The organism is Myxococcus sp. CA051A, from assembly GCF_013336705.1.
Lineage (GTDB): Bacteria > Myxococcota > Myxococcia > Myxococcales > Myxococcaceae > Myxococcus > Myxococcus llanfairpwllgwyngyllgogerychwyrndrobwllllantysiliogogogochensis.
The window spans coordinates 58,704-81,788 of record NZ_JABUMS010000015.1; the positions used below are offsets into that span (position 1 = coordinate 58,704).

Below are 23,085 nucleotides of genomic sequence, written 5' to 3' on the forward strand. Positions count from 1 at the left end.
GGGGCCGGAGAGTGTCCCTAGCTTGCCACGTCATGGACGAGCCCCAGGACCTCACGGAGACGGAGATTCTGCCCCAGCCGGGCGCCCACGGCTTTGACGGCGCCAGGGAGCGCGGCAGGCACGAGATGCATGGCCCCTTCGTGCTGCCCCCCGGGCCCCAGGGCTTCTCGTTCTCCCTGTATCAGTCCACCGGCGCCGCGTTGATGCCGGGGCACCGGCTGGAGCTGCTCGACAACGGCGCGGTGTTCGACCGGATGCTGGAGGACATCCACGCGGCGCGGGAGAGTGTCCACATCCTCGTCTACATCTGGCGGCCGTGTGACGTGTCGGACCGCATCATCGAGGCGCTGGTGGAGCGCTCCCGCGCGGGTGTCGCGTGCCGCGTGGTGGTGGACCCGGTGGGCAGCGAGGAACTCAGCGGCGACAAGGACTTCGACCAGAAGGTGGAGAAGGTGCTCTGCGAGGCCGGGGTGGAGGTTCACTACTACCGGCTGCTCGCGGGCAAGGTGATGGGGCGCCTGTTGGGGCGCACGCACCAGAAGCTGGTCATCATCGACGGACGCATCGCGTACACGGGCGGCTTCGGCTTCTGGAAGGTCTGGGAGGGCAACGGTCAGTCGCCCGAGGAGTGGCGCGACACGAGCGTCCGTGTCGAGGGCCCCGCCGCGCGCGAGATGCAGCTCTCCTTCTCGCGTTACTGGCAGGAGTCGGGCGGCGGACTGCTGCCTCCGAGCAACTTCCCGGAGCCCGCGCTGGTGGGTGACTCCGAGGCGTGCTTCGTGGAGAGCTCGGGCAAGCTGGGCATCACGGATGCGGAGCGCATGGTGCGCATGGTCATCGCCGCCGCGCGTGAGCGCCTGTGGATCGCCAACGCGTACTTCTCTCCACCCAACGAGATTCTGGAGCAGTTGGAGGAGAAGTGCCGACAGGGCGTGGAGCTTCGCATCCTGGGTCCCGGACCCATCCATGACGTGAAGGTCATCCGTGCCTCGCAGCGCTCCACGTACGAGCGACTGCTGGACGCGGGCGCGCGCATCTACGAGTACCAACCGTCGATGATGCACGCGAAGACGATGCTCGTGGATGACTGGCTCGCCGTGGTGGGCTCCACCAACATGGACTCGCTGTCGCTCAACAAATTGGGTGAGGGCTCGCTCGTCATCAACGACGCGGAGTTCGTGCGCAAGATGGAGCGCTGCTGGGCGAAGGACCTGCGTGTCTCCAAGGAAATCTCGCTGGAGAACGGGGGCCGCACCAACCCGTGGCGACGGTTGGCTCGCAGGGCCACGCAGCTCGTGGGCCATGACCGCTGACGGTCAGCGCGGGTTCGTCACGCCGACCTGACGACAGGACGCGAGCACCGGACAGGTGGAGCACCGGGGCCGTGAGCCGGTGCATACGTGTTTGCCGAAGGGCACCAGCAGGCGATTGAGCTCCACCCAGTACCTGCGCGGGAGCTGCGTCTCCAGGGCCGCCATCGTCGCCTCGGGTGAGCCGGCCTTCACGTAGCCCCAGCGGTTCGTCACGCGGTGCACGTGGATGTCCACGCTGATGGCCTCGTGGCCGCAGGCGATGCCGAGCGCCAGGTGCGCGCACTTGGGGCCCACGCCCTTGAAGGACTGGAGCACCTGGGCGTCACAGGGCAGCTTTCCGCCGAGCTCGTCCCGGGTGCGCACGGCGATGGCGTGGAGTTGGTGTGCCTTGGCCTCGTGGAAGGTGACGGGGCGGATGAGGGCGTCGAGGTCGTCGGGGCGCATGCTCGCGAGCGCTTCGGGGGTGGAGGCGCGCTGGAGCAACGCGAGCGCGGCGGGCAGGCTCACTTCATCGAGGGTGCGGATGGAGAGGATGCAGGCGACGAGCTGCTCGAAGAGGCTGTCGTGGCCGCGTGCCGCGAGCGCGAACATCGCCGCGTCCGCGAAGCCGCGCACCGCTTCGCGCACTCGCGCCAGCACGTCGTCGATGTCGAAGGGAACTTTGTCGGCGCGCGGCTCGGGTTCGGTGACCACGCCTGTGTTGTCCGGACGTGCTCGCACGGTTCGCGTGCTGGTCTGGGACGGGGCCTGACGGCTTGTCGCGCGGCGATTCCGGGGTGTCGTCGCCATCCCTCTCCTCCCTGGGTTTCGAGGGAAGATGAGGACCTTCACGGGAGCGGGTCCGCGGGTGCCTCCTGCCCGGTGGCAGGGCAGGGGAGCGCGTCAGCCGGGCGGCTTCGTCAGGTCCAGCGCGTACCAGTGGTCGCAGCCGAAGTGCCCGGTTCTTCCCAGGGGCGCGCACAGCGGAGTGAAGCCCAGGCGCCGGTAGAGCTTCTGGGCCTGGGTCATCGAGGCGAGGGTCTCCAGGTAGCAGCGGTGGAAGAACGCCTCGCGCGCGAAGTCGAGGCAGCGGCGCACCATGCGCTCGCCCACTCCCAAGCCTCGGGCCTCGGGCAGGAAGTACATCTTGCGCAGCTCGCACACGCTGGGGTCGCCGCCTTCCAGTGGCGCGATGCCACCTCCTCCCAGGATGCGGCCCGCTCGCTCCACCACGAAGTAGGCGTGGCGGGGGTGCGCGTAGGCGGCGGACATGGTGTCGACCTCCGCGTCATGCAGCGCGAAGCCGGGGCCATCCGCGCCGAACTCCGGCATCACCGCGCGGATGATGGAGGCGATGTGCTTGTCGTCCTGGGGCTGAATGGGGCGCAGGCGCAGTTCGTCAGTGCTCATGCGGGGCACACGGTTTCATGGATGCGGACCAAGGGCCAGAGAGACCCAGGGGGCTGACGGGTGCGTCGGGGTGCACGCACCTGTTGTGCACCCGGCTGCACAGGTGGCACACAGCCGGCGCACCCTGAAGTGGGGCCCCGGTTTCCTCCCCTGGGAGAACCCAGGCATTCTGGGTGGCATGTCCGTTGTAGAGGGGGAACCTCATGTACTGCCCTGACTGCCGACAGGAGCGCCTGGGTCAATTCAGCCAGTGCGCCTTGTGCGGTACGGCGATGACCTCGCGCCCCCGTTCCGAGCTGGAAGCGGAGCTTGCTCACGTCCACTTCCTCCTGTCCGAGCTGACTCGCTGGGATTCCTCCGAGGTTCCCTCCAACGTCCGGCGCTTCCTCTCCGAACGCTACGAGCGGCAGTCTCGAATCCTCCTATCCGTGCTCGCTGAGTCGCCCGCGCCTGTCGCGGGGACCGCGGCGCGTGCCGCTCGGGTGGAGGGCGTCGCGGACGCTGGCGAGGCGCGGGCGGTCGTGATGGCGGGCACGGGCGAGGCGGCTGCGCGGGCAAGCGCGATGCGCCACGCGGCTTCGGGCAAGGACGCGGTGCGGGCGGGCGTGACGGGCTCGGCGGCTTCGGGTGATGACGCGGCGCACGCAGGGGTGATGCGCCATGCGGATGCGGATGTGGTGCATGCGGGTGTGAAGGGCTTCGCGACTTCGGGCGAGGACGCGGTGCGGGCGGGCGTGGTGCTCCACACGGACGGGGGCGTGGCGCATGCAGGTGTGAAGGGCCTTGCGGCTTCGGGTGACGACGCGGTGCACGCAGGCGTGATGCGCCACACGGATGTTCCGCAGGCGGATGTGACGAGCTTCGCGGCTTCGGGCGAGGACGCGGTGCGGGCGGGCGTGGTGCGCCACACGGATGCGGACGCGCTGCCCTCAGGTGCGACGGGCCTCGCTGCATCGGGTGACGACGCGGCACTGCCGGGCGTGATGCTCCACACGGATGCGGATGTGGTGCAGGCGGGTGCGACAGGCTTCGCTGCTTCGGGTGACGATGCGGCACGGCCGGGCGTGGTGCGCCACTCGGATGCGGATGTGGTGCAGCTAGGTGTGACAGGGCTCACGGCTTCGGATGTGGCGCAGGCGAATGCGACGCGCCAGTCGGCTTCGGGCGAGGACGTGGCTCGGGCGGATGGGTTGCACCTCGCAGCCTCGGCGCTCTCGGATGAGGAACTGGCGCGTGCGGATGCGACGCCCCGCGCGACTTCGGATGCCGTGGAGTCCTCTGTCGCCTCTCCGCGGGACGCGGCTCGACTTCCTTCGGTGGTTTCGAGGGACGCCGCGGCGCGAGAGGCCGCAGCCGCCGCGAGTGCCGCGCGTGCGGCCTCGGGAGCCTCGGTGGTTTCGGGTGAGGAAGCGGCGCGGTTGCTGGCTGCTTCCGTGGAGGCGGCTCGTGCCTCGCGACGTGATGCGACGTCGGCGCCTCGCAACCAGGCTTCGGCCGCGCAGCAGGCCCGTCCCGGTGCTCCGAATCGGGTGAAGCCTCCGACTCAGCGAGAGCCTGGGGCGGAAGAGCTTCCTCTGCCCGAGAACCCCTCGCAGCCCTCGTTCGAGGCGCCTCCGCCCCGGAGTGCGACGGCGCGACTCGTCGAGGAAACCTCCACGTGGAATCGCGTGTGGAGGCCGTTCCTCTACGAGAGCATCATGTGGTTCGTCGGTGCCTTCCTCATCCTCTCGGGCACCCTCTACTTCGTCTTCGAGAGCTGGGCCGGAATGTCTTCCGTCACCCGCTCGCTCACCGTCTTCGGCATGACCGTGGGCTACTCCGCTGGCTTCTCCGTCTGGGGCGCGTACCTCGCCCGTCGCGAGGCGCTGCGCAACCCGGGGCGCATCCTCGGAATCATCGGCTCCGCGTCCGCGCCGATCGCCGGCATCGCGCTGGGGCCCATGGAGTTCGGAGACGCGCTGCTGCTCGGGGGCGTCAACACGGTGATGCTCATCCCGCTGCTCCTCGGCTGGGCCGTGGGCGCGGCCTTCCTCGTGCGCAAACCGGCGGATGCGTTCGATGCGCCTTCGCGTCCCTTCGTCCAGGTGGCCCTCGTCGCGAGCACGCTGATGATGGGACTGGCGCCGCTGGCCGCGAAGCTCGGCGGCACCGCGCTGTGGCTGAACATCCTCCCGTGCGTCCTCTTCTTCCTCCTGTCCGCGCGACCCGTGGCCAGGCCGCGCGAAGGCGCCGAGCTCACCTTCGCCCTGGGCGCGCCCCTCTACCTGCTCCTCGTCTACGCCGTCCGCCTCCATGTGGCGCTCGTCGATGCCGGAACGCCGCCGGACGTGCGCGTCTATGCGCCCTTCCTCGCGTTCCTCCTCGCCGCCATGCAGCGCTTCCGCTCGCTGCCCGCCGAGCGCGCGGCGGATCCGCTCGCCCTGGGTGTGGCCTCGCTCCAGGTGATGTGTCTGGTGGCCGCCATCGGCGCGCCGCCGCCGACCTTGTTCGTCACCGCCGCCGTCACCACGTGGACCCTGGTGTCCCTGGCTCGCGGCGCCATCGGTCGCCTGCCGTGGGTGTACCCCGCCTATGCGGCGTCCTACTTCGCCTATGCCACCAGCGGGCAGCTCATCCCTGGCCCCGTGAAGCGCCTGATCGCCGCGCTCAAGGCCGCGCTCGGCTACCCCGACGCGGGCAAGCTGCCCTTGCAGTACGGCGCCCTGACGGCGATGCCGTTCATCCTCGCCGGCGTCGTGCTCGCGGTGTCGCGCCTGTGGCGCGGTGAGCGCACGGGCAATGCGCGGGACCTCGCCTTCGCGGAGGTGCTCTTCCGCTCCACCGCCGTGGCCAGCGTCGTCTTCACCGTCTACGGCCTGGCGGGGCCCGACACGCGCCCGGGCTTCTGGAGCGTGCTCGGGCTGTCCCTCCTGTGCCTGGTCACGGGTCTGCTGGTGGAGCGCTTCTACCTGACCGTCGTGGGCGCGCTGCTGTCGCTGCTGGTGCCGGTGCTGGCCGCCGACGTGCTCTCGGTTCCGGCCGCTGCCGTCGTGTCCGGTCTGCTGTCGCTCGCGCTCGCGGGGGTCTGCACGGTGTGCACCGCGCGGACGCGCTCGTTGCTGGCGCCCATCGCGGGGCTCATCGCCACCGCGGGCTTCTGCATGGGCCTCGTGAGCAACTTCGGCTTCGTGGCCATGACGGGCGCGGTGCTGTGCGCGGTGAGCACGCTCGTCGTCGCGTGGGCGCTCCGGAGTGAGTACGCCATGGCCTATGCCGCCCTCCTGGCGGCGGCCCTCGTGCCGAAGTTCGCCATCCAGGTCTCGTCCACCGCGATGGCGTTCTCGCTGGTTTTCGTCGCGCTCGCCCTGGCGGTGCTGGCCGAGCGAGGACGGCTGCTGCGTCTGCTGGGTGGCGTCGCCGTCTTCTACGCGCTGTTCGGTTTCGTGGCGGGTGCCGTCGGCCAGGTGAGTGGACTGGGGCTGGTGGTGCTCCTGGCCGCGGCGGCCATCGCCGTGGTGTCGCGCACGTTCCCCCTCAGCCGGCCGCTGGCGGTGTTCATCGCCGCCTTCGCGCTGCTGCCCGACATCTCGAACTTCTATGCGCCCTGGAATGGAATGATGACGCCGGGGATGTCCCTGGGGTTGTTCCTCCTCTGGGGACTGGGTGCCTCGCTCTGCGCGGCGCGATGGGGGCGCGGCGCGAGCACCACGGTCGCCGGGCTGGTGGCGTGGATCTTCCCGCTGGTCGCCGTGGTGGAAGCGAGAAGCTCACAGGGCGGCATGTTCCTGCTCGGCGCGGCCTTCGTGGCCCTGCTCACCGCGCGGGCGATGCCGGCCGGGCTCAGCGTCGCGGTGGCGGCGCTGTATGCGACGATGGGCCTGTACTCGGAAGGCCCCGTGGTGTTGCTGGGGTTGTCCGCCGTGCTGGGGCTCCTGGCCGTGGCGGAGGAAATCCCGGCGGTGTTGGCCGTCGGCGCGGGAGGAAAGCGATTCGCGTGGGTGGCCACCCTGGCATCGGCCCTGGTGTTGGCCATCGTGGTGGTGCGCTGGGACGATGCGCATCCCGCGTGGATGGTCTCTGGCGCGATGCTGCTTCCGCTGCTGTGGACGCGCGCCACCCGGCAGCCCGTCTTCGCCAGCCTCGCGGTGCCGTATGCCTTCGTCGGCTTCCTGGCGATGGGCGGCACTCCGCCCACCTGGGTGTATGCGCTGCCGCTGGTGTCGCTCGCCGTGGCACGGGCCGTCGCGCATGTGCCCGCGTTCAGTTCCCTGCTGCTCCGCTCGAACGACGAGAAGGAGCGCGACGCGCTGTCGCTGTGGATGCAGTTGGCCCTCGCCTGCCTCACCCCGATGGTGATGATGGCGCCCTGGATGGGGCCGGTGCCCGTGTACTTCCTCACGGCGTCGCTGGCGTTGATGCCCGGGCCGCGTCCGTTCATGCGGGTGTGCGGCGCTTCGCTCCTGCTGCTCGTCATTCCGGAGGCGAGGCCTGTCGTCACCAGCATGCTGCTCGCACTGGCCCTGGCCGAGCACCATGCGCCCTCCGCTGTCTGGGCCTTCTTCCGGAGCCCGCCGGATGTCTACCTGCGTCGGGCTTCCGTCATCACCGCGCTGGCCATCGCGGTGATGCCGGTGCTGGATGACCCGTCGCCGCCGCGACTGGCGGGGCTCGCGGCCGTGGTGGCGGCGTCCGCGTTCCTGCTGTCGCGCCGGTGGCTGCTGGTGCCCGCCGTCTGGGTGCTCGCGCTGGCGACGGCGGGACGGACCGAGGCGTATGACTTCCTGGAGTGGAGGCCGGAGACGGGGCTCGCCGTCATCGCGGTGGCGCTGGGCGCGGGCCTGTTGTCCGCCCTCTGCCAGTCCGGAGCGGTGCAACGCGCGCTCAGCGCGGTGGCGTTGAAGCTGACTCCCGGTCTGGAAGGCACCTGGAGCGAGCCGCTATGGGTGGGGAGCGCCGGAGCGCTCGTGCTGCTGCTCCTGGGACGACTGGCGGATGCGGGGCCGGGGGCGCTGGCGCCGCACGTGGCGGCGGGCGCGGTCCTCACGTCCCTGGTGCTGATGGTCGCTCGTGAGCGGTGGATGGCGAATGTGGCCACCGTGCTGCTCGCGGCCTCGCTGGTCGCCGCGGTGCCGATGTTGTGGCTTCCCGCCGTCATCAGCGGCGCGGGCCTGGTGCTGTGCGTGGGGGGCATGGTGCTCGACTCGCGCGGGGTGCGCGTGGGCGCGGCCCTGCACCACGGCGGCTGGGTGCTGGCCCTGCTGTCGCTGGCCTCGCTGAGGGACCTGGAGCACCTGGCGACGCCGCTGTGCTTCCTCTTCGGTCTGGCCTCCGCGTGGACGGTGGTGTGGCGTCGGCGCGAGCGCGAGGTGGTGGGCTGGCTGGCCTCACTCGCGGCGGCGCACGGCGCGCTGATGCACCTGGGCGCGGTGTACTCGTCCGGGCGGGGCTCGGAGTTCATCCTCCCGCACTTCGGCGCGGCCAGTGCCGTGCTCGCCACGTTGGCGCTGTTCCTGGCGGGCGCGAAGCTCCGGCGGGGCGTGGGCCTGGGCTTCACCGTCGTCGCGCTCACCGAGGTCCTCCTCGGGTTGTCGTTCCTGGGCGCGACGGGAGATGCCTTGCGCGAAGCACTGGTGGCCTGCATCGCGCTGGCGGTGCTGTTCGTCGCGCTCGTGCGCCACGCCGCCGTGGAGAAGGACGAGCCGGCGGCGTTCCTTGCCCAGGCCGTGCTCGCGCTGGGCTACCTGTCCGTGCGCCTGCTGGGCATGGGGACGAGCCCGAGCACCGGGGACAGCCTCGCGGCCCTCGTCGGGGGCGCCCTCTTCACGGGCCTCTACTTCTTCGTGCAGCGCGAGGGCTCTAGCCTGGCCGTCTTCCGCAGGCCCGCGTTGTGGGGCGCGTACCTCTTCCCGCTGGCGGGGTTGTTGTCAGCGCCCTGGGGCGAGCCGCTCCAGGTGGCGGCCCTGCTCGTGGGACACGCCGCGCACTTCGCCGCGCTGGCGTCGCATCCGACGCGTCGAGGGGTCGCCTCGCTCGCGTCGGTGGTGGCCTTCAACGTGGCGCTCTACCTCGTGTGGCAGGGCACCGGCCAGGGCGAGCCGCAGTTCTACGTCATCCCCGCGGGGCTCTCGCTGCTCGCGTTGCTGCGCGTGTTCCGAGGCGCCATCGACGAGGACACCTATGCGCGACTGCGCGCGCTGGCCGTCACCGTCATCTACGTGGCGGGTGCGTGGAAGCCGCTGATGTTCAGCGACGGCAGCGCGATGCTCCTGTGCGTGTTCCTCTGCGTGGTGGGCGTGGGCTTCGGCATCGCCCTGCGCATCCGCTCCTACGTGTACCTGGGCACCGCGTTCCTGGTGACGTGCATCGCGGCGAACCTCGTGCGCTTCGGCATGAGGGACCACCGCGTGGCCGCCGCATCGCTGTTCCTCCTGGGCCTCTTCGTCATCGGCTCCATGGTGATGCTCAGCGCCCACCGTGCCGCACTCCTCCAGAGGTACGCACGGGTTCGCGCACTGCTGTCCACCTGGGAGGGCTGACACTTCGAGTTCTTGGCGGCACCCCCAAAAACGTGGGATTGAATGCGGCGCCAACTTTCGGAAGGTCCTTCGGTTGTCCCGTCTTCGCCTGCTCGCCACCGTTCCGCTGTGCGCTCTCATCGGCTGTGCCACCGTGCAGTCGCGCGAAGTGGGGACCGCCCTGGAGGTCCCGTCACACGCGGCGGTGGCACCCTCCGAGCAGGTCGTGACGGCACCCGCCGCCGAGGGTGTGGGGGCGGTGACACCGGGTGGGTCCGCGGCCGAGGCTTCCGCTCAGGCGCCCACGACGGTGAAGAGCAGTGAGTCGGCGACGCCGGAAGCCGCCGAGGGAGCGCCGCACGCCGAGGTGGCGCCGCGAGTCGTGTCCACTGTCGTCCTCGAGGAGAAGGAGCGCCCCCTGGTGACGGGTGTCATCGCGGCCGCGCTGGAGGCCGTCGCCCTCGTCGTGCGCCCCGCCACCGACATGGAGGGCTTCTGGGATGCGTACCGCACGCCGATGCAACTGGCGCGGCTCATCGTGTCTCGCTCCATGCAGCTCGTCGGTGAGCGCAACCTCGCGAAGGTCAGCCGGGGCATGCCGAACGACTGCTCTGGCTTCGTGCGTCTGGCCTATCTCTCCGCCGGCATTGACCTGGTCGCGCATGGCTTCCTCGCGGGAGAGAACGCCGTGTCCGCCATCTTCCGTCGCGCCACGGACGGCAAGCGGCTGCACCACCGCGCGCCGCGTCCCGGAGACCTCGTGTTCTTCCGCGAGACGTATGACCGCAACCGCGACGGCCGTCGCAATGACGGGATGACCCATGTCGGCGTGGTGGAGGGTGTGGCAGAAGATGGCACCGTCACCTTCATCCACCGAGGCAGCAAGGGTGTGGCCCGCAGTCGGATGAACCTGTCGCACCCGGAGAAGCATCAGCTCGCGCAGGGTGGCCCCGTGGTGAATGACTTCCTCCGGCCCGCGACGAAGGGTGCGCGCGCGTACCTCACCGGCGAACTCTTCGTGGCCTTCGCGTCTCCCGATGGACTGTAGTTTTCCAGTCGTCAACTCACACCCCGCGTGGCTTTGAAGCTCCGTGCGGTTGATGCGTCATGACGGCATGAGAATCGTGCTGCTTATCGGTGGGTTGCTGCTCGCCTCGGGCTGTCACCTCCATGCGCGCCCGCCGAACCGCCCCTCGCTCCCGCGGCCTCCTCCGCCCTCGCGGCCGTCCTCCATGTCCTACAATGAGGCGGTGGACCGGGGCTTCGGTGAGTGTCGCTCGCGCCGCTATGACTGCCGCCTCAAGGAGGCGCACCGGACGGGCAACGACATCTGGAAGGTGAAGTTCTTCGCCGCCGCTCCCGGTGCGCGAGGCCACCTGCATCTGGAGTACGACGCCTTCTCCCGCAACCTGCTCAGGGTGGACGAGAAGGTGAAGGCCCGGCGCGATGACCGGGACGATGACGATGACTGGGATGACGACGACCACCGTCATGGCCATGGCAAGGGCAAGAAGAAGGGCCACGCGCGGCGCGACGACTGAGCACCACCGGTGGGGCCGGGGGTGACACGCCTCCCGGGTTTCAGCCGCCCTTCTTGTTCAACTTCTGGATGGCCCGGTTCGCCTCGTCCTGGCCGCAGTCGCCGCCCTTGGTGCTGCCCAGCTCGGCGAGTCGGATGAGGGCGGGGACAGCGTCCGTGTTGCCCAGCACGCCCAGCCGCTTCGCGGCGGCCCTGCGCACGCCGCACTCCTTCGCCTCCAGGGCCTTGGAGTAGGCCACCACCAGGTCTACCTCGGCAGCGAGCTCCGAGGAGTCCAGGTAGCGAAGCGCCCCCCACTGCTTCAGCGAGTATTCGTCCTCGACGAGGGACTCGAAGTGAGGGCGCACCCGTTCCTTCGGGAGGGTGGCCAGCAGTTTGCGCACGGGTTCGTCGATGTCGCCGCGGCCGAAGTCCTCCGCGAGCCCATCCAGCACGGAGTCCTCCACCTCCGCGCGCCCGTCCACGTCCAGCGTGGCGAGCAGCACCCGCTCCTTGTCGTGGTTGCGCAGCGCGTGGTGGGTCGCCGCGAGCGCGCGCCGCACCGAGGGCTGTTTCTGCTCCTCGTTCGACGTCGCGTTCAGCAGCGCCAGCGCTTCGTTGCTCTTTCCAGCCTTCAGCAGCGACATGGCGCGCACGGCGGGGCTGTTCAGATGCACCACCAGGGCCACGCCGCCGCCCAGGAGCACCACCGCTCCGAGCACCGCCGCCGCCTGACGCGGCTTCGCGCGCGCGAGCACCACCGTCCTGCCGAGTCCCTCCTTCAGCTTCGGGGGGATTTTCAGGGCCGCGCCGAGTCGGGACAGGCCCGCGCCCAGCGTGCTTGTCGCCGTGCGCAGGGAGCTTCCGAGAGAGCGCACCCGCTGGGAGATGGGGGCCAGCGCCGCGCGCGTCCGTTGGACCGCGGGGGCCAGTCGCACCATGAGGGCGTTCTGCTTCTCGAAACGTCCGCCGAAGGGAGGCCCCTCGGCCGCCTGCTGGCAGCGGTAGAGCTGGAGCTGTTCCTCGCGGCCGGGGAGGGTGATGGAGCCGCACGGCTCGACGTCCGCTCCTGCGCGATTGCGCGCCAGGTTCACCGCCTCCGTGAAGGTCACCTGTCCCGCGGCGGCGACGTGCTCCACCGTCTCCACCACCTCCATGGGCTCGCCCAGCACGGTGTCGGCGGTCAGCAGCACCTCGCCGGCATGCAGACACACGCGCACGTGCAGCCGCTCCTCATTGGGCAGCGACTGGTTGTGGCGCCACAGCCGGTCCTGCATGGCCATGCCGCACAACACGCCGGCGGTGGGCGAGCGGAACACCACCAGCAGGGCATCGCCGCGCTTCTGCACGAGGCGTCCCTCGTGCTCTCGCACCAGGGGCATCAGCAGCCGGTCATGCGTCTCCAGCATCCGCGCGTTCTCTTCGTGCGTCTGCCGGCTGGTGCGCTCGGTGAAGCCCTGGATGTCGGTGAGCATCACCGTCAGGTTCTGAGGCTTCACCGTCGACGTGCTGCCAGACAGCGAGGGCCGCGTGCCGAAGGACGCCGTGCCCGTGCGCATCGCCATCGGCGCGGACGCCGCGCTGTCGGGGCCCGTCGAGGACTCCAGGCCGAACGCGGCGGTGCCTCGACTCGAGCGGCTCGGAAGCGGAGCTGATGCTTCTTCCGCGCCGAAGACGGACGTCCCGCTGGGGCCCGTGCTCGTGGCTTCTCCCGCGCCGAAGACGGACGTGCCGGAGGGCGTGGTGCTGGTGGTGGGAGCGCTGACGTAGGCGGGCGTGCCCAGGCCGGGTGTGAAGGCGGACAGCGACGAGTGCGCGGCGGCCAGCGCATCCGCCAGCTCGTGCGCGCTCTGGGGCCGCCTGGCGGGGTTCTTCTCCAGGAGGCGCATCACCAGCGACAGCAGGCCGATGTAACGCGACAGGGAAGGCGCTGCCCTGTCCAACGGGAGCGGGGCGTGGGAGGCGTGCTGGGCGAGGAAGTGGCGCGCCTGCGGCCCATCGAAGGGAAGCCGTCCGGACAACACGCGGTAGGTCAGCACGCCAAAGGTGTACAGGTCGCTGCGCGTGTCCACCTTCGCGCCCACTGCCTGCTCCGGCGACAGGTACTCCGGGGTGCCGAGCACCACGCCGACCTGACTGACGTTGCTCTGCGCGTCCGGCTCCACCAGTCGAGCGATGCCGAAGTCCAGGAGCCGGGCCTGCTCGCCGCGCACGCCGGGGGAGATGAAGACGTTCTCCGGCTTCAGGTCCCGGTGGATGATGCCCTTCTCGTGGATGGCGGACAGGCCCTCCGCGAGCTGGTGGAGCAGCGGCAGCGCGCGCCCCGGCGGCATGGCGCCCCGGGTGAGCACATCGTAGAGGCTCTCGCCTTCCACGAACTCCATCACCAGGCACGCGTGGTCGCCGGACTCACCGAAGTCGACGATGTGCACCACGGCGGGGTGCTCGACGGCGGAGAGGAGGCGGGCCTCGCGCTTGAAGCGCTCGGCCATGCCGGGCTGGGCGTTGAGGTCGTGGTGAAGGACCTTGATGGCCACCTTGCGGCCCAGGGAGACCTGTTCACCCAGGTACACTTCGCCCATTCCGCCCGAACCCAAGGGACGGAGTACTCGGAAGCGACCGTCGAGGACGAGGGAGTCGGGAGCCAGCACGCCGGGCGCATATTGTCCGACTTCAGTCCGGCGCGCATGACGAACAACACATGCGGCCCTGGGGTCCCCCAGCCCCGTTGGTTGCCCCCCGGGCGGGGGATTGTCATAAATTTCGGGCGCTTGGACCCCGTGGTAGTTTCCAGGCTCCCGCGATGGCCAACGAGAGCGACTCCCCCAAGCCCACCGCGGCGCCCGATGCGCGCGCCGCCGCACCCGAGCTGCGCCTGCTGGACCGCAGGGCGTTCGTGGGCTTCCCGGCCTTGGAAGTCGTGCCGGGCCTGCGCATCTCCGACTTCGCGCTCCAGATTCCGGACGTCAGCTTCCCGTTCAACGTCAGCGCCGGTGCCACGCGTTATCAGCGCAAGAAGTTGCACTTCGGCTTCCTGGAGCTGTCCGTCGACGCGGACCTGGTGACGCGGCGGGTGGCGGAGCTGGCGGGGCGGCTCGCGGGCCTGGAGGAGGTGCGGCTGCACTTCCGTCCCGGGTACCTGGAAGGACAGGGCCGACTGCCCGCGCCGGAGCGCACGCCCTTCACGTTCAAGGTGGCCTTCGACGCGGACGGGGAGAAGCTCGCCGTCTATCTCTACGACGTCCGCCTCTACGGGTTCTCTTCCACGCCGTCGGTGCAGGTGCCCGGGCTCCTGTCCGCGGCCGTGGGCGCGCTGGCGCTGGTGCCGGACGTGGAGGTGCGCGGTGCCTCAGGCTTCTCCACCCGCGTGCTGCCCGCGCTGTGTCAGCTCGCGGCGGTGAGCCGTGGGTACAAGATGCCGTCGCTGGACACCGCGCGCCTGTCCGCCGCGGAGGTGTCCAGCACGGGGCTGCGCCTGCGCTTCGCGGCCGGTGGCCTGCCTCCGCCGTCCGCGCCCGACGAGGAGCTGCTCCTCACGCTGGAGGGCGCGCGGGCCTTCGCGGACGCGGAGGGACTCGTTGCCCAGGGCCGGCTGGCCGAGGCGCGACAGCAGTACCTCCAGGCCGGGGACGCGCAGGACGCGCACCCCTTCGCGGCCGAGCGCCTGCTTTCGCTGCTGGTGGCGGACCCGCAGGCGCATGAGCTGGCGCTGGACGTGGCCGCCACGCTGCAGCGTCGTCGAGACCGCAGTCCCGCCGCGCTGTGGGGCGAGGCCGTGGTGCGCGAGCGTCGGGGCGAGGGTGCCCGCGCCGCCGAGCGCTACCTGGCGCTGTGCGCGCTGGCCCGTCGCACCTCGGAGGAGGCCGCGGCCTTCTTCTCCGCCGAGGCGGCGGCGCGCTGCTCGCGAGACACCGCGCCCCAGGTGGCGGTGAAGGCGCTGCACGAACTGCTGGGCCTGAAGCCGGACCACCTGCCTTCGCTCAAGGCGCTGGCGCGCGCGTCGGACCAGGCCCGGGACAAGGCGGGCGCGGTGCGGGCGTACCGTCGGCTGGCGGCGCTCGCTCGCGACCCGCATGAGGCCGCGGACGCGCACGTGCATCTCGCTCGACTGTGCGCGCAGACGGAGGACGACATCGCGGGGGCGCGCCTGCATTGCGAGGCGGCGCTGCGACTGTCGCCGGACCAGTCGGATGCGCTGCTGCTGCTGGGCGAGCTGTGTCACCGGGGCGGCGAGCACCTGCGCGCGCTGAAGGCGTTGGACCGGCTGCGTGAAGTGTCCATGGCCCGGCACGAGCTGGACCGCGTGGGCCACGCGGACCTGATGGCCGGCCGCGTGTGGGAAGAGGGCCTGAAGCAGCCGGAGAACGCGCTCCTGCGCTACCGCGAGGCGGTGTCGCTGCTGCCCGGCGAGGCGGAGCCGCTGTTCGCCGCCGCGCGCGTGGCGGAAGGACTGGGCCGGTTGCAGGAGGCGCTCGCGGGCTACCAGCAGGCGCTGGAGCTCGCGGGGCCGGCGCCGCGCTCGGAAGGTGTCCGCCATGCCGCGCACGCCAGCCACCATGCGCTGGCGCGGCTGTACCGCTCCCGCCTGGGAGACCCGGCGCGTGCGCGCGAGCACCTGGAGTCCGCGCTGTCGCTGGACCCGCGCGACGCGGTGGCGCTCGAGGAGCTGATTCCGTACTTCCGCATCACCGGGAAGTCGCTGGAGCTGGCCGACGCGCTGGAGAAGTCCGCCGCGCTCCAGGACGAGCCGGCGAAGCGCGCCGCGTCCTGGGCGGAGGCGGGTGAGCTGTATCGCGGCCGACTCCAGCAGCCGGAGAAGGCGGAGAAGCTGCTGCTGCTCGCGCTGGAGGCGGACGCCGACCACCGTCCCGCGCTGGAGTCGCTGCTGGCGCTGGCCGAGGCGCGGCGTGACGGACCGCTTCTGACTCGGTGCCTGTCCGCGCTGGCGCGACTGGCGCCGGACGTGAAGGAGCGCGCGCAGAAGTACCGCCGCCTCGCGGTGGCGGCGCGCGACCTGGCCTTCGACCTGGACCTGGCGGTGCATTCCCTCCAGGAGGTGCTGCGCGCGGAGCCGGATGACCTGCCCGCGCTGGGCGAGTTGTGCGCCCTGCAGCGCAAGCGCGCGGACATGGCCGGGCTGGCCGTGGCGTTGGAGGAGCGCGCGCGGGTGGCGGAGGCGCAGGGCGACAAGCGGCTCGCCGCCGCGGCGCTGCGAGAGCTGGCGGGTGTGCTGGAGGCCCGCCTGGGTCGGGTGGGTGACGCGCTGGTGGCGCTGGAGAAGGCGGCGCGGCTGGCCCCGGACTCCGCCGTGCTGCTGGACCTGGCGGACCTGTCGCTGCGCTGCGAGCGCCCCGAGCACGCCCGACGCGCGCTGGAGTCGCTCTTGTCCACGCTGCCGCGCACCGCGGCGCCGGAGAAGCTGGCGGACGTGCGCGCCCGGCTGGGGCGCGCGTGCGAGATGCTGGGCGACCGCGAAGGCGCCATCGCCGCGTACGCGCAGGCGCTTCCGCTGCGCCGGCTGGATGACACGCTGGCCGCTCGGCTGGAGTCGCTCTACACGGAGGCGGGCGAGACGCAGGCGCTGGCCGAGCTGTGGGCGGGCCGTGCCCAGGCGCTGATGGGCGCCGACCGCGCCGAGGAAGCCGCGCCGCTGTTTCTCCAGAGCGCCCGTGCCCTGCTGGAGCGGGGCGAGAAGGCCGCCGCGCTGCTGCGGTTGACGGCCGCGCTGGAGGCCAGTCCCCAGGGGCCGCTGGCGGCCGAGGTGCTGGAGTCGCTGGCCGAGCTGGAGCTGGAGCGGGGCGAGAAGCTGGAAGCGGCCCGGCTGTACGCGCGCCGCGCCGCGCTGGTGCCGGAGGACCGCTCCGGCGCGAAGCTGCTCTACCGCGCCTCGCTGCTGGCGGCGGGCACCAGTCGCGAAGAGGCGTTCCTCGCCGAGGCCCTGGAGCGCGACGCGTCCTTCGCGCCCGCGCGCCAGCGACGCGGTGAGCTGAAGCTGCCCACCGACGCGCGCTCCGCGCTGGAGGACTTCGAGGCGGTGCTGGCGCTGCCTCCGGTGGACGCGGACGCGCCCCGGGAAGCGGAGCGGGTGGCGCTCACGCGCAAGGCCGCCAGCGCCGCCGTGCGCGCGGGCCGGACGGACTCCGCGCGTCGCCTGCTGTCCGAGTACTGCATCCGGGCTCCCGAGGACCTCGACGCCCGCGTGGAGCTGGTCAACCTGCACCGCAAGGCCGGCGCTCGCGAGGCGCTGGCGGACCTGCTGGTGGAGCTGTGGCCGCGCCTGTCCGGCGAGCCCCGGCGCGCGGCCCGTCGCGAGCTGGCGGAGCTGTCCCTCGTGCTCGGTCGTGCCGGCGCGGCGGTGGACTCGCTGCGCAGCCTGCGACTGGAGGAGCCGCAGGACACCTGGGCGGCGCAGGCGCTGCTGGACTTGCTGCCGCCTCCGGGCACGGGCTCCTCGGACGAGGAAGCCGAGCGCCTGGAGTTGCTGGGCGCGCTGGTGGCGTCCGCGACGGGCGAGGACCGCTCGGAGCTGCTCGCGCGTCGCGCCGTGCTCCATCGCGCCACGGGCCGGATTTCCGCCGCGCGCGAGGACTTCTCCGAGGCCGCGACGCTGGCCCGCCGTCCCGCGGCCCTGCTGCTCGCGCTGGCGGAGTTGGCGCGTGAGTCCGGAGACGAGGCCGGGGAGCTGGAAGTGTGGCGTCGCGCCGTGGTCGCCGATGCCCAGTTGGGCACGCGCGCTCGGGAGCGGCTGCTCGCCCTGGCCACCGTGTTGGCGGAGAAGGATGAGCGGGGGCTCGCGCGCGAGGCGCTGGTCTCCGCGGTGGCGCTGTCCCCGTCGGACGCCGAGCGCTGTGACGCCTTCTTCACCCTGGCCGACCTGGCCCACCGCGACGAGCGCCCGGACGAGGAAGCCGCCGCGCTCGCCGAGGCCGCTCGCCAGGGCCCCACGCCCCGCCGCGTCGAGGCCCTGCTCGCTCGCGCCACGCTGCTGGAGACGCGAGGAGAGCTGGCGGAGGCACGCGGGAGCCTTCAGGCCGCGCTGGCGCTGGCCCCGCGTCACGCGCGGGCCACCGTCTCCTTGCAGCGCGCGCTGCGGGCCCTGGAGGACTGGGCGGCGCTGGCGGAGCTGCTCGCGGCCGAGGCGCCTCATGCTCCGCCGTCCGAGTCCGCGGCGATGTACGCGGAGCTGGCGTCGCTCTACCTGGAGCGCCTGGAGCAGCCGGCCCCCGCGGAGGCGGCGCTGCGACAGTCGCTGCGGTTCGCTCCCGGCGACTCGGACGTGCGACGCCGGTTGGTGTCGCTGGTGGCCGGGCGCGGAGAGCTGCGCGAGGCCGCGGCCCTGCTGGAGACCGCCGCCGAGAGCGCCACGACGTCCGAGGCGGCCACGCTCCTGCGCGAGGGCGCCGCGTACGCGCGGGATGCCCAGGACCTGGACCGCGCGCTGAAGCTGGCACGCAAGGCGCACTCCCTGGTGCCGGCGCGAGGCGCGGAGCTGGCGTCGCTGGCGGAGCTGCTCTACCTGCGCGGCGCGGTGCTGGAGGCCCTGCCGCTCCAAGAGACGCTGGCCTCGACGGCGGACTTCACCGCGAGCGCCGACGCGGCCGAGGCCACCTGGCTGCGGCTGGCGGAGCTGGCGGAGAGCGCGGGCGAGACGAAGCGCGCGGTGGGGGCGTACCGGAAGCTGCTCGTCGAGCGGCCGCTGTGCGAGCCCGCGGTGCAGCGGCTCTCCGCGCTGCTGGAGAAGGACGACCCGCGCGGCGCGTTCGAGGTGCTCGTCACCCACGCGCGCGCCCTGGCGCCTTCCGAGGACACGGTGCGGCGGCTCGTGGTGCTCGCGGAGAAGGCGCGTGCCGCGCTCGCCGACGCGGGTGTGGCGGCGTCGCTGCTGTCGCGCGCGGCGGAGATGGCGACGATGCCGTTGCCGCTGCGCCTCCAGCTCGCCTCGCTCTACCGCGAGACGGGTCGCTCGCTGGAGCTGCTCGCGGAGCTGCGCCATGTGGCCGCGCTCAGCCTCCAGGTGGGCGACGTGGCCGCGACGCTCGCGGCCCATGAAGAAGAGGCGAGTCTCGCGGAGGCCACGGGCCGCGCGGACGACGCGCTCCGGGCACTGGCGGACGCGCGAGATTTGCTGGAGTCGCGCGGGCGCGCCCCCGAGGCCGCCGCGTGCGAGCGTCGGCGCGCGGAATTGCTGCGCGATGTGAAGCTGGACCTGGCCGCGGCGGAGAGCGCGCTGGACCGCGCCTTCTCGCTGGCGGAGGACCTGGGCACGGCGCGGCTGGGCGCGGCGCTGGCGGAGCGCCGGGACGATGCCGACGCGGAGGCCCTCTGGCTGGAGCGCGCGCTGCCCCTGCTGGACGACGCGAAGGAAGCGGCGGCGCTGCGACTGCGGCTGGCGAAGTTGCACCTGGGCGTGCTCGCGGATACGGAAGAGGCGGAGCGCTTCCTGCGCGGAGCGCTGCGGCAGGACCGTTCGCTGGATGAAGCCGAGACGCTGCTGGCCCGCCTCCTGGAGCGGGACGGGCGGCTGGCGGAGCTGGCGGCCTGGTACGAGGAGTGCGCCGAGGGTGAGCCGGACACGGAGCGCCGCGCGGCACTGCTCCAGCGCGCGGCCGTGCTGTACCGCGACAGGGCGGGGCGCCCGGACGCGGCGGCGGCGGCCTTCATCGCCGCACGGTCCGCTCGCCCGGATGACCTGGACCTCACCGCGCAGGCGGCGGAGCTGCTGCACGAGGTAAAGCGTCACGCGGACGCGGCCGAGTTCGACGCCGTGCTGCTGGAGGCCGACCCCTTCCGCGAGCCTGTCTTCTCGCGGCACCGCGCCTTCCTGGAGGAGAACGAGGACCCGCAGTCGCTCGCGGAGTTGATGCTGCGCCGGGCCCAGCGCCAGTCGGATGCTGACGCCGCGGACAGCTACCTCGCCGCCGCCCGGGCCTTCCGCGCGGCGGGTGCCCGCGAGCGCGCGCTGCTGTGCGAGGACCGGGCCTTCGAGTTGAGCCCCGCGAGCGCGGAGGCCTTCGAGCGCGTGCGCGAGCGCGCGGCCGGAGACGTGCGCCGGCTGTCGGAGTTGCTGGCCGTGCGCGCCGCGGCCCTGCCTCCCGAGGAAGCGCTGCCGCTCTTGCGCGAGCGCGCCACCCGCTTGCTGGACGCGGGCGAGGCGCTGCTGGCCGCCGAGGCGTTCGACGTGTACCTGGGCTCCTCGGGTGACGACGTGGAGGCGCTGTCCGCGCGCGCCGAGCTCGCGGCCCAGAGTGGAGGCCCCGCCGCCGCGCGACCGTATGACCGACGCCTGCTGTCGGCCGGTGGCGAGACGCTGCCCGTGACGGTGCGCGCGCGGACGTGGCTGCGGCTGGGCCATGCCTCGCTGGGCGCGAACGCGTACCACGACGCGGCGGATGCCTTCGAGTCGGTGGTGTCGCTGGAGCCGGAAGGCGAGCGCGGCCGCGAGGCGCTGTCGCTGCTGGCGGAAGTCCACTCGCGCACGGGCAACGCACCGGGTCTGTACCGGGCCTCGTTGCAACTGGCCCGGCGGGCGGAAGACACGGCGACGGCGGAGGTGTTGTACCGCCGCGCGGCGGACCTCTTCGACGACCCGAAGGACGCCATCGACGCGCTGCTGCCGCTGGCGCGACTGCGTCCGGCGGATGCCTCCGTCATCGACCGCGCGGTGGCGGGCCTGCGCGCGCTGGGGCGCCACGGCGACCTGCTGGCGGTGTACGAGTCCGGCGCCGAGGCCGCTGGTGGCGTGCGCGCCGCCGAGTTGTTGCTGGCCGCCGCCACCGTGGCCGCCGAGTCGCTCGCGGACGTGGACGCGGCCTGGGAACTCACCCAGCGCGCGGCCGAGGCCGCCCCCGAGGATGTCACCGCGCTGCGCGCCCTCGTGACGGGGCTGCGCGAGCGGGGGGAGACGACGCGGCTGCTGGAGGCGCTGGAGCGACTGGTGCCTCACCTGGAGGATGCCGACGAGGCGTCCGTCCTGCGGCTGGAGCTGGCCACGCTGCTCCGCGACTCGGACCAGGTGTCGCGGGCCCGCGAGTCGCTCGAAGCCGTCGTCGAGCGTGGCGCCTCGGGCGCGGGCTATGCCGTCGCGCTGGAGGAGTTGGAGAAGCTGCTGCGTGATGAGCCCGCGCGCCGGGCCGAGGTGCAGGTGGCTCGCGCGGAGCTGGTCTCCGGTCGCGAGCGGCTGGTGCTCCTCTTGTCCTCCGCTCGGGCCTTCGAGAGCGCGGGGCGCCTGCGGGACGCGCTGAAGGCGGCGAAGGCCGCCGTGGCGACCGAGCCGGACGTGGACGCGGCGATGCGCGTCGCCCACCTGCATCGCGCCCTGGGTGAGGCGCCCCGGGCCGCCAAGGCGCTGCTCCAGGCGGCGCGGCTCGCCTCGCCGGAGGAGCGTCCGCCGCTGCTGCTGGAGGCCGCGGACCTCTGGGAGAAGGCGGGCGAGCACGGTGAAGCGCTGGAGGTCATCGAGCGCATCGCCACCGAAGCACCGGACATCCTCGCGCCCGCGGAGCTGGCGGAGCGCTTCGGCCGGCTGGGTGCCTTCACTCGCGCGCTCCAGGTGGGCTTCGCGCCCGCCATGGCCGCCGGAGAGCTGACGGATGCGCTGGCCATGGCCGCGCAGGCCGGCGACACGGCGCGCACGCGCGAGGCGCTGTGGGCCCTGGTGGCTCAGCCGGACGCGGATGCGGCCCATGCCTCCGCCCTCGCGGACGGCCTGCGCGCCGAGCGCGACGCGGAAGGACTGCTGGAGCTGGCGGCCCTCTCCGTCACGCGTGACGAGCCCTTCGCCGTCGCCCTGCGTGACGAAGTGCTTCGCGCGGCGGATGCCCCGGCGCTCCAGCGCCTGCGGGCCCTGGACGAGCTGTCGTCCGATGCGAACTTCGGCACCCGGCTCACCCTGTTGTTGCCGGGGCTGGAGAAGCACCCGGAGGCGCTCTCGGAAGCGGTGCTCGGCCGTGTGCGCGCCCTGTCTGATGCCGCGCGCGTGGAAGCGCTGGCCATGGCGGCGGAGGGATGGACGTCGCGCCGCCAGCCGCTGCTGCGCGAGCGTCACACGCTGGAGTTCGGGCTGGGCCGCTTCGACGCCGCCGCGCGCTCGCTGGCGCGGCTCATCGAGGTGGAGGAGGACGCCCGCGTCCTGGCCGCGCTGCACCTGGAGCACGGCGAGCTGTTGCTGAGCCCGCTGGACCAGCCCGACGCGGCTCGCGCGGCCTTCGAGCGCGCGCTGGACACCGATGGCACCAGCCTGCCCGCGCTGCGCAACCTGCTGGCGCTGGTGGACGAGTCGAAGGAGCCCGCTGTCTTCGTGTCGCTCGCGGAGCGGCTGACGGTGGAGGAGGGGCCCGACGCGGCCACGCCCCATCGCGAGCGACTGGCGGATGCCTACGAGGTCCTGGGCCAGGTGGCGGACGCCGTCGCGCAGTTGGAGGCGCTGCCGGAGACGGAGGAGCGGCTCGCTCGCCGCGCGAGGCTGGCGGAGCAGCGCGGCCTCACGGGCGAGGCCCTGGGGCTGCGCGAGCGGCTCACCGACGAGCCTGGGGTGCTGGAGTCCATCCTCCGCGGCTATCTGGACGCGCAGCTCGTGTCTCCCGCGGCCCGGCTCGCCGAGCGCCTCTTCGACGCGGGGGTCCTGTCTCCAGAGGTCCTCCGCCTCGCATGTGAGCGGCTCTCTCCGGTGATTGAAGGCGCGCCGTTCGCCGTGCGCGTCTGGCCGGAGCTGCTGCGCGCGGCGCCGCTGGACGTGGATGGTTGGACGCTCTTCGCGGAGGCCCTGCGGCTCCTGGAGCGTCAGGACGCCGCCGAGCGCGCGGACGGTGTCGGCGCGGCATTGTCCTCCAGCACGGCGACGGTGCCCGCGGCATCCGTGTCCGCGCTGCCGGTGCCCACGGGCTTCGAGCATGCGCTGCCCGCGGACTCGCTGCAGGTGACGGCCGAGCGCTTCCCCCGACTCTTCGCCGCGCTGCGTCCCCTGCTGTCGTCGCTGGGAGCCAGCGGCCTGCGGGTGTACGTGGACCCCTCGGGTGGCGTGGAGGGGTACCTGGTCAGCTCGGAGGCGCTGGTGCTGGGCGCGGGCGCGCTGTCGTGCTTCGGCTCGGTGGAGCTGGGCTACCTGTCCGCGCTGGCCCTCGTGCTGGGCGAGGACGGCGTGAAGCTGTCTCGTCCTGGAGAGGTGCCCGGCTTCGAGGCCGCCGCGGTGGCGGCCTTCCGAGCGGTGCCCGCCTCGCTCGCCGCGGGGCGCGTCCTGGCGCGGCTGGATGCGGAGGTGCGCGGGAGTGACCCAGCGCGGGTGGATGTGGGCGCGGTGCTCGGACGTGGAGGCGCCTTCCGTGCCGTGGCCCTTTGCGTGCTCGACGTCGGGTAGCCGTGTAGCCTCCGCGCC

8 protein-coding genes are annotated in these 23,085 nt (G+C 72.5%); 5 read left to right on the plus strand and 3 right to left on the minus strand.

The features are described from left to right. Window positions 1-32 precede the first annotated feature (32 nt). A complete protein-coding gene (locus HUA74_RS34045; RefSeq protein WP_174457892.1) occupies window positions 33-1,313 on the plus strand; it encodes a phosphatidylserine/phosphatidylglycerophosphate/cardiolipin synthase family protein in 1,281 nt (426 codons plus the stop codon). A 3-nt stretch (window positions 1,314-1,316) separates the two neighbouring features. Here the strand turns inward: HUA74_RS34045 and nth are convergent, their stop codons facing one another. Further along, on the minus strand, window positions 1,317-2,006 hold the full coding sequence (gene nth / locus HUA74_RS34050; RefSeq protein WP_371817349.1) for an endonuclease III: 690 nt from the start codon (window positions 2,004-2,006) through the stop codon (window positions 1,317-1,319). Window positions 2,007-2,195: 189 nt separating this feature from the next. Beyond that, window positions 2,196-2,702 carry a GNAT family N-acetyltransferase gene (locus HUA74_RS34055; RefSeq protein ID WP_141642960.1) on the minus strand — a complete coding sequence of 169 codons (507 nt, stop codon included), beginning with the start codon at window positions 2,700-2,702 and terminating at the stop codon, window positions 2,196-2,198. A 203-nt stretch (window positions 2,703-2,905) separates the two neighbouring features. Between HUA74_RS34055 and HUA74_RS34060 the strand changes: the two genes are divergently transcribed. From HUA74_RS34060 to HUA74_RS34070, 3 genes are all read left to right on the plus strand, one after another. Beyond that, window positions 2,906-9,217: a hypothetical protein gene (locus HUA74_RS34060; protein ID WP_174457894.1), complete on the plus strand. Its 6,312-nt coding sequence runs from the start codon at window positions 2,906-2,908 to the stop codon at window positions 9,215-9,217. A 73-nt stretch (window positions 9,218-9,290) separates the two neighbouring features. Continuing rightward, window positions 9,291-10,244: an NlpC/P60 family protein gene (locus tag HUA74_RS46085; RefSeq protein WP_254625370.1), complete on the plus strand. Its 954-nt coding sequence runs from the start codon at window positions 9,291-9,293 to the stop codon at window positions 10,242-10,244. Window positions 10,245-10,428: 184 nt separating this feature from the next. Further along, complete coding sequence (locus tag HUA74_RS34070; protein WP_246137197.1) at window positions 10,429-10,737, plus strand: hypothetical protein; 309 nt, start codon at window positions 10,429-10,431, stop codon at window positions 10,735-10,737. Between the two features lie 40 nt (window positions 10,738-10,777). On the opposite strand, the gene HUA74_RS34075 is transcribed toward HUA74_RS34070, so the two are convergent. Next, complete coding sequence (locus HUA74_RS34075) at window positions 10,778-13,366, minus strand: protein kinase (RefSeq protein ID WP_174457895.1); 2,589 nt, start codon at window positions 13,364-13,366, stop codon at window positions 10,778-10,780. A gap of 152 nt (window positions 13,367-13,518) precedes the next feature. Between HUA74_RS34075 and HUA74_RS34080 the strand changes: the two genes are divergently transcribed. Further along, window positions 13,519-23,067 (plus strand): flagellar hook-length control protein FliK, encoded by a 9,549-nt coding sequence (locus tag HUA74_RS34080; protein ID WP_174457896.1) that lies wholly within the window; start codon window positions 13,519-13,521, stop codon window positions 23,065-23,067. Window positions 23,068-23,085: the final 18 nt, after the last annotated feature.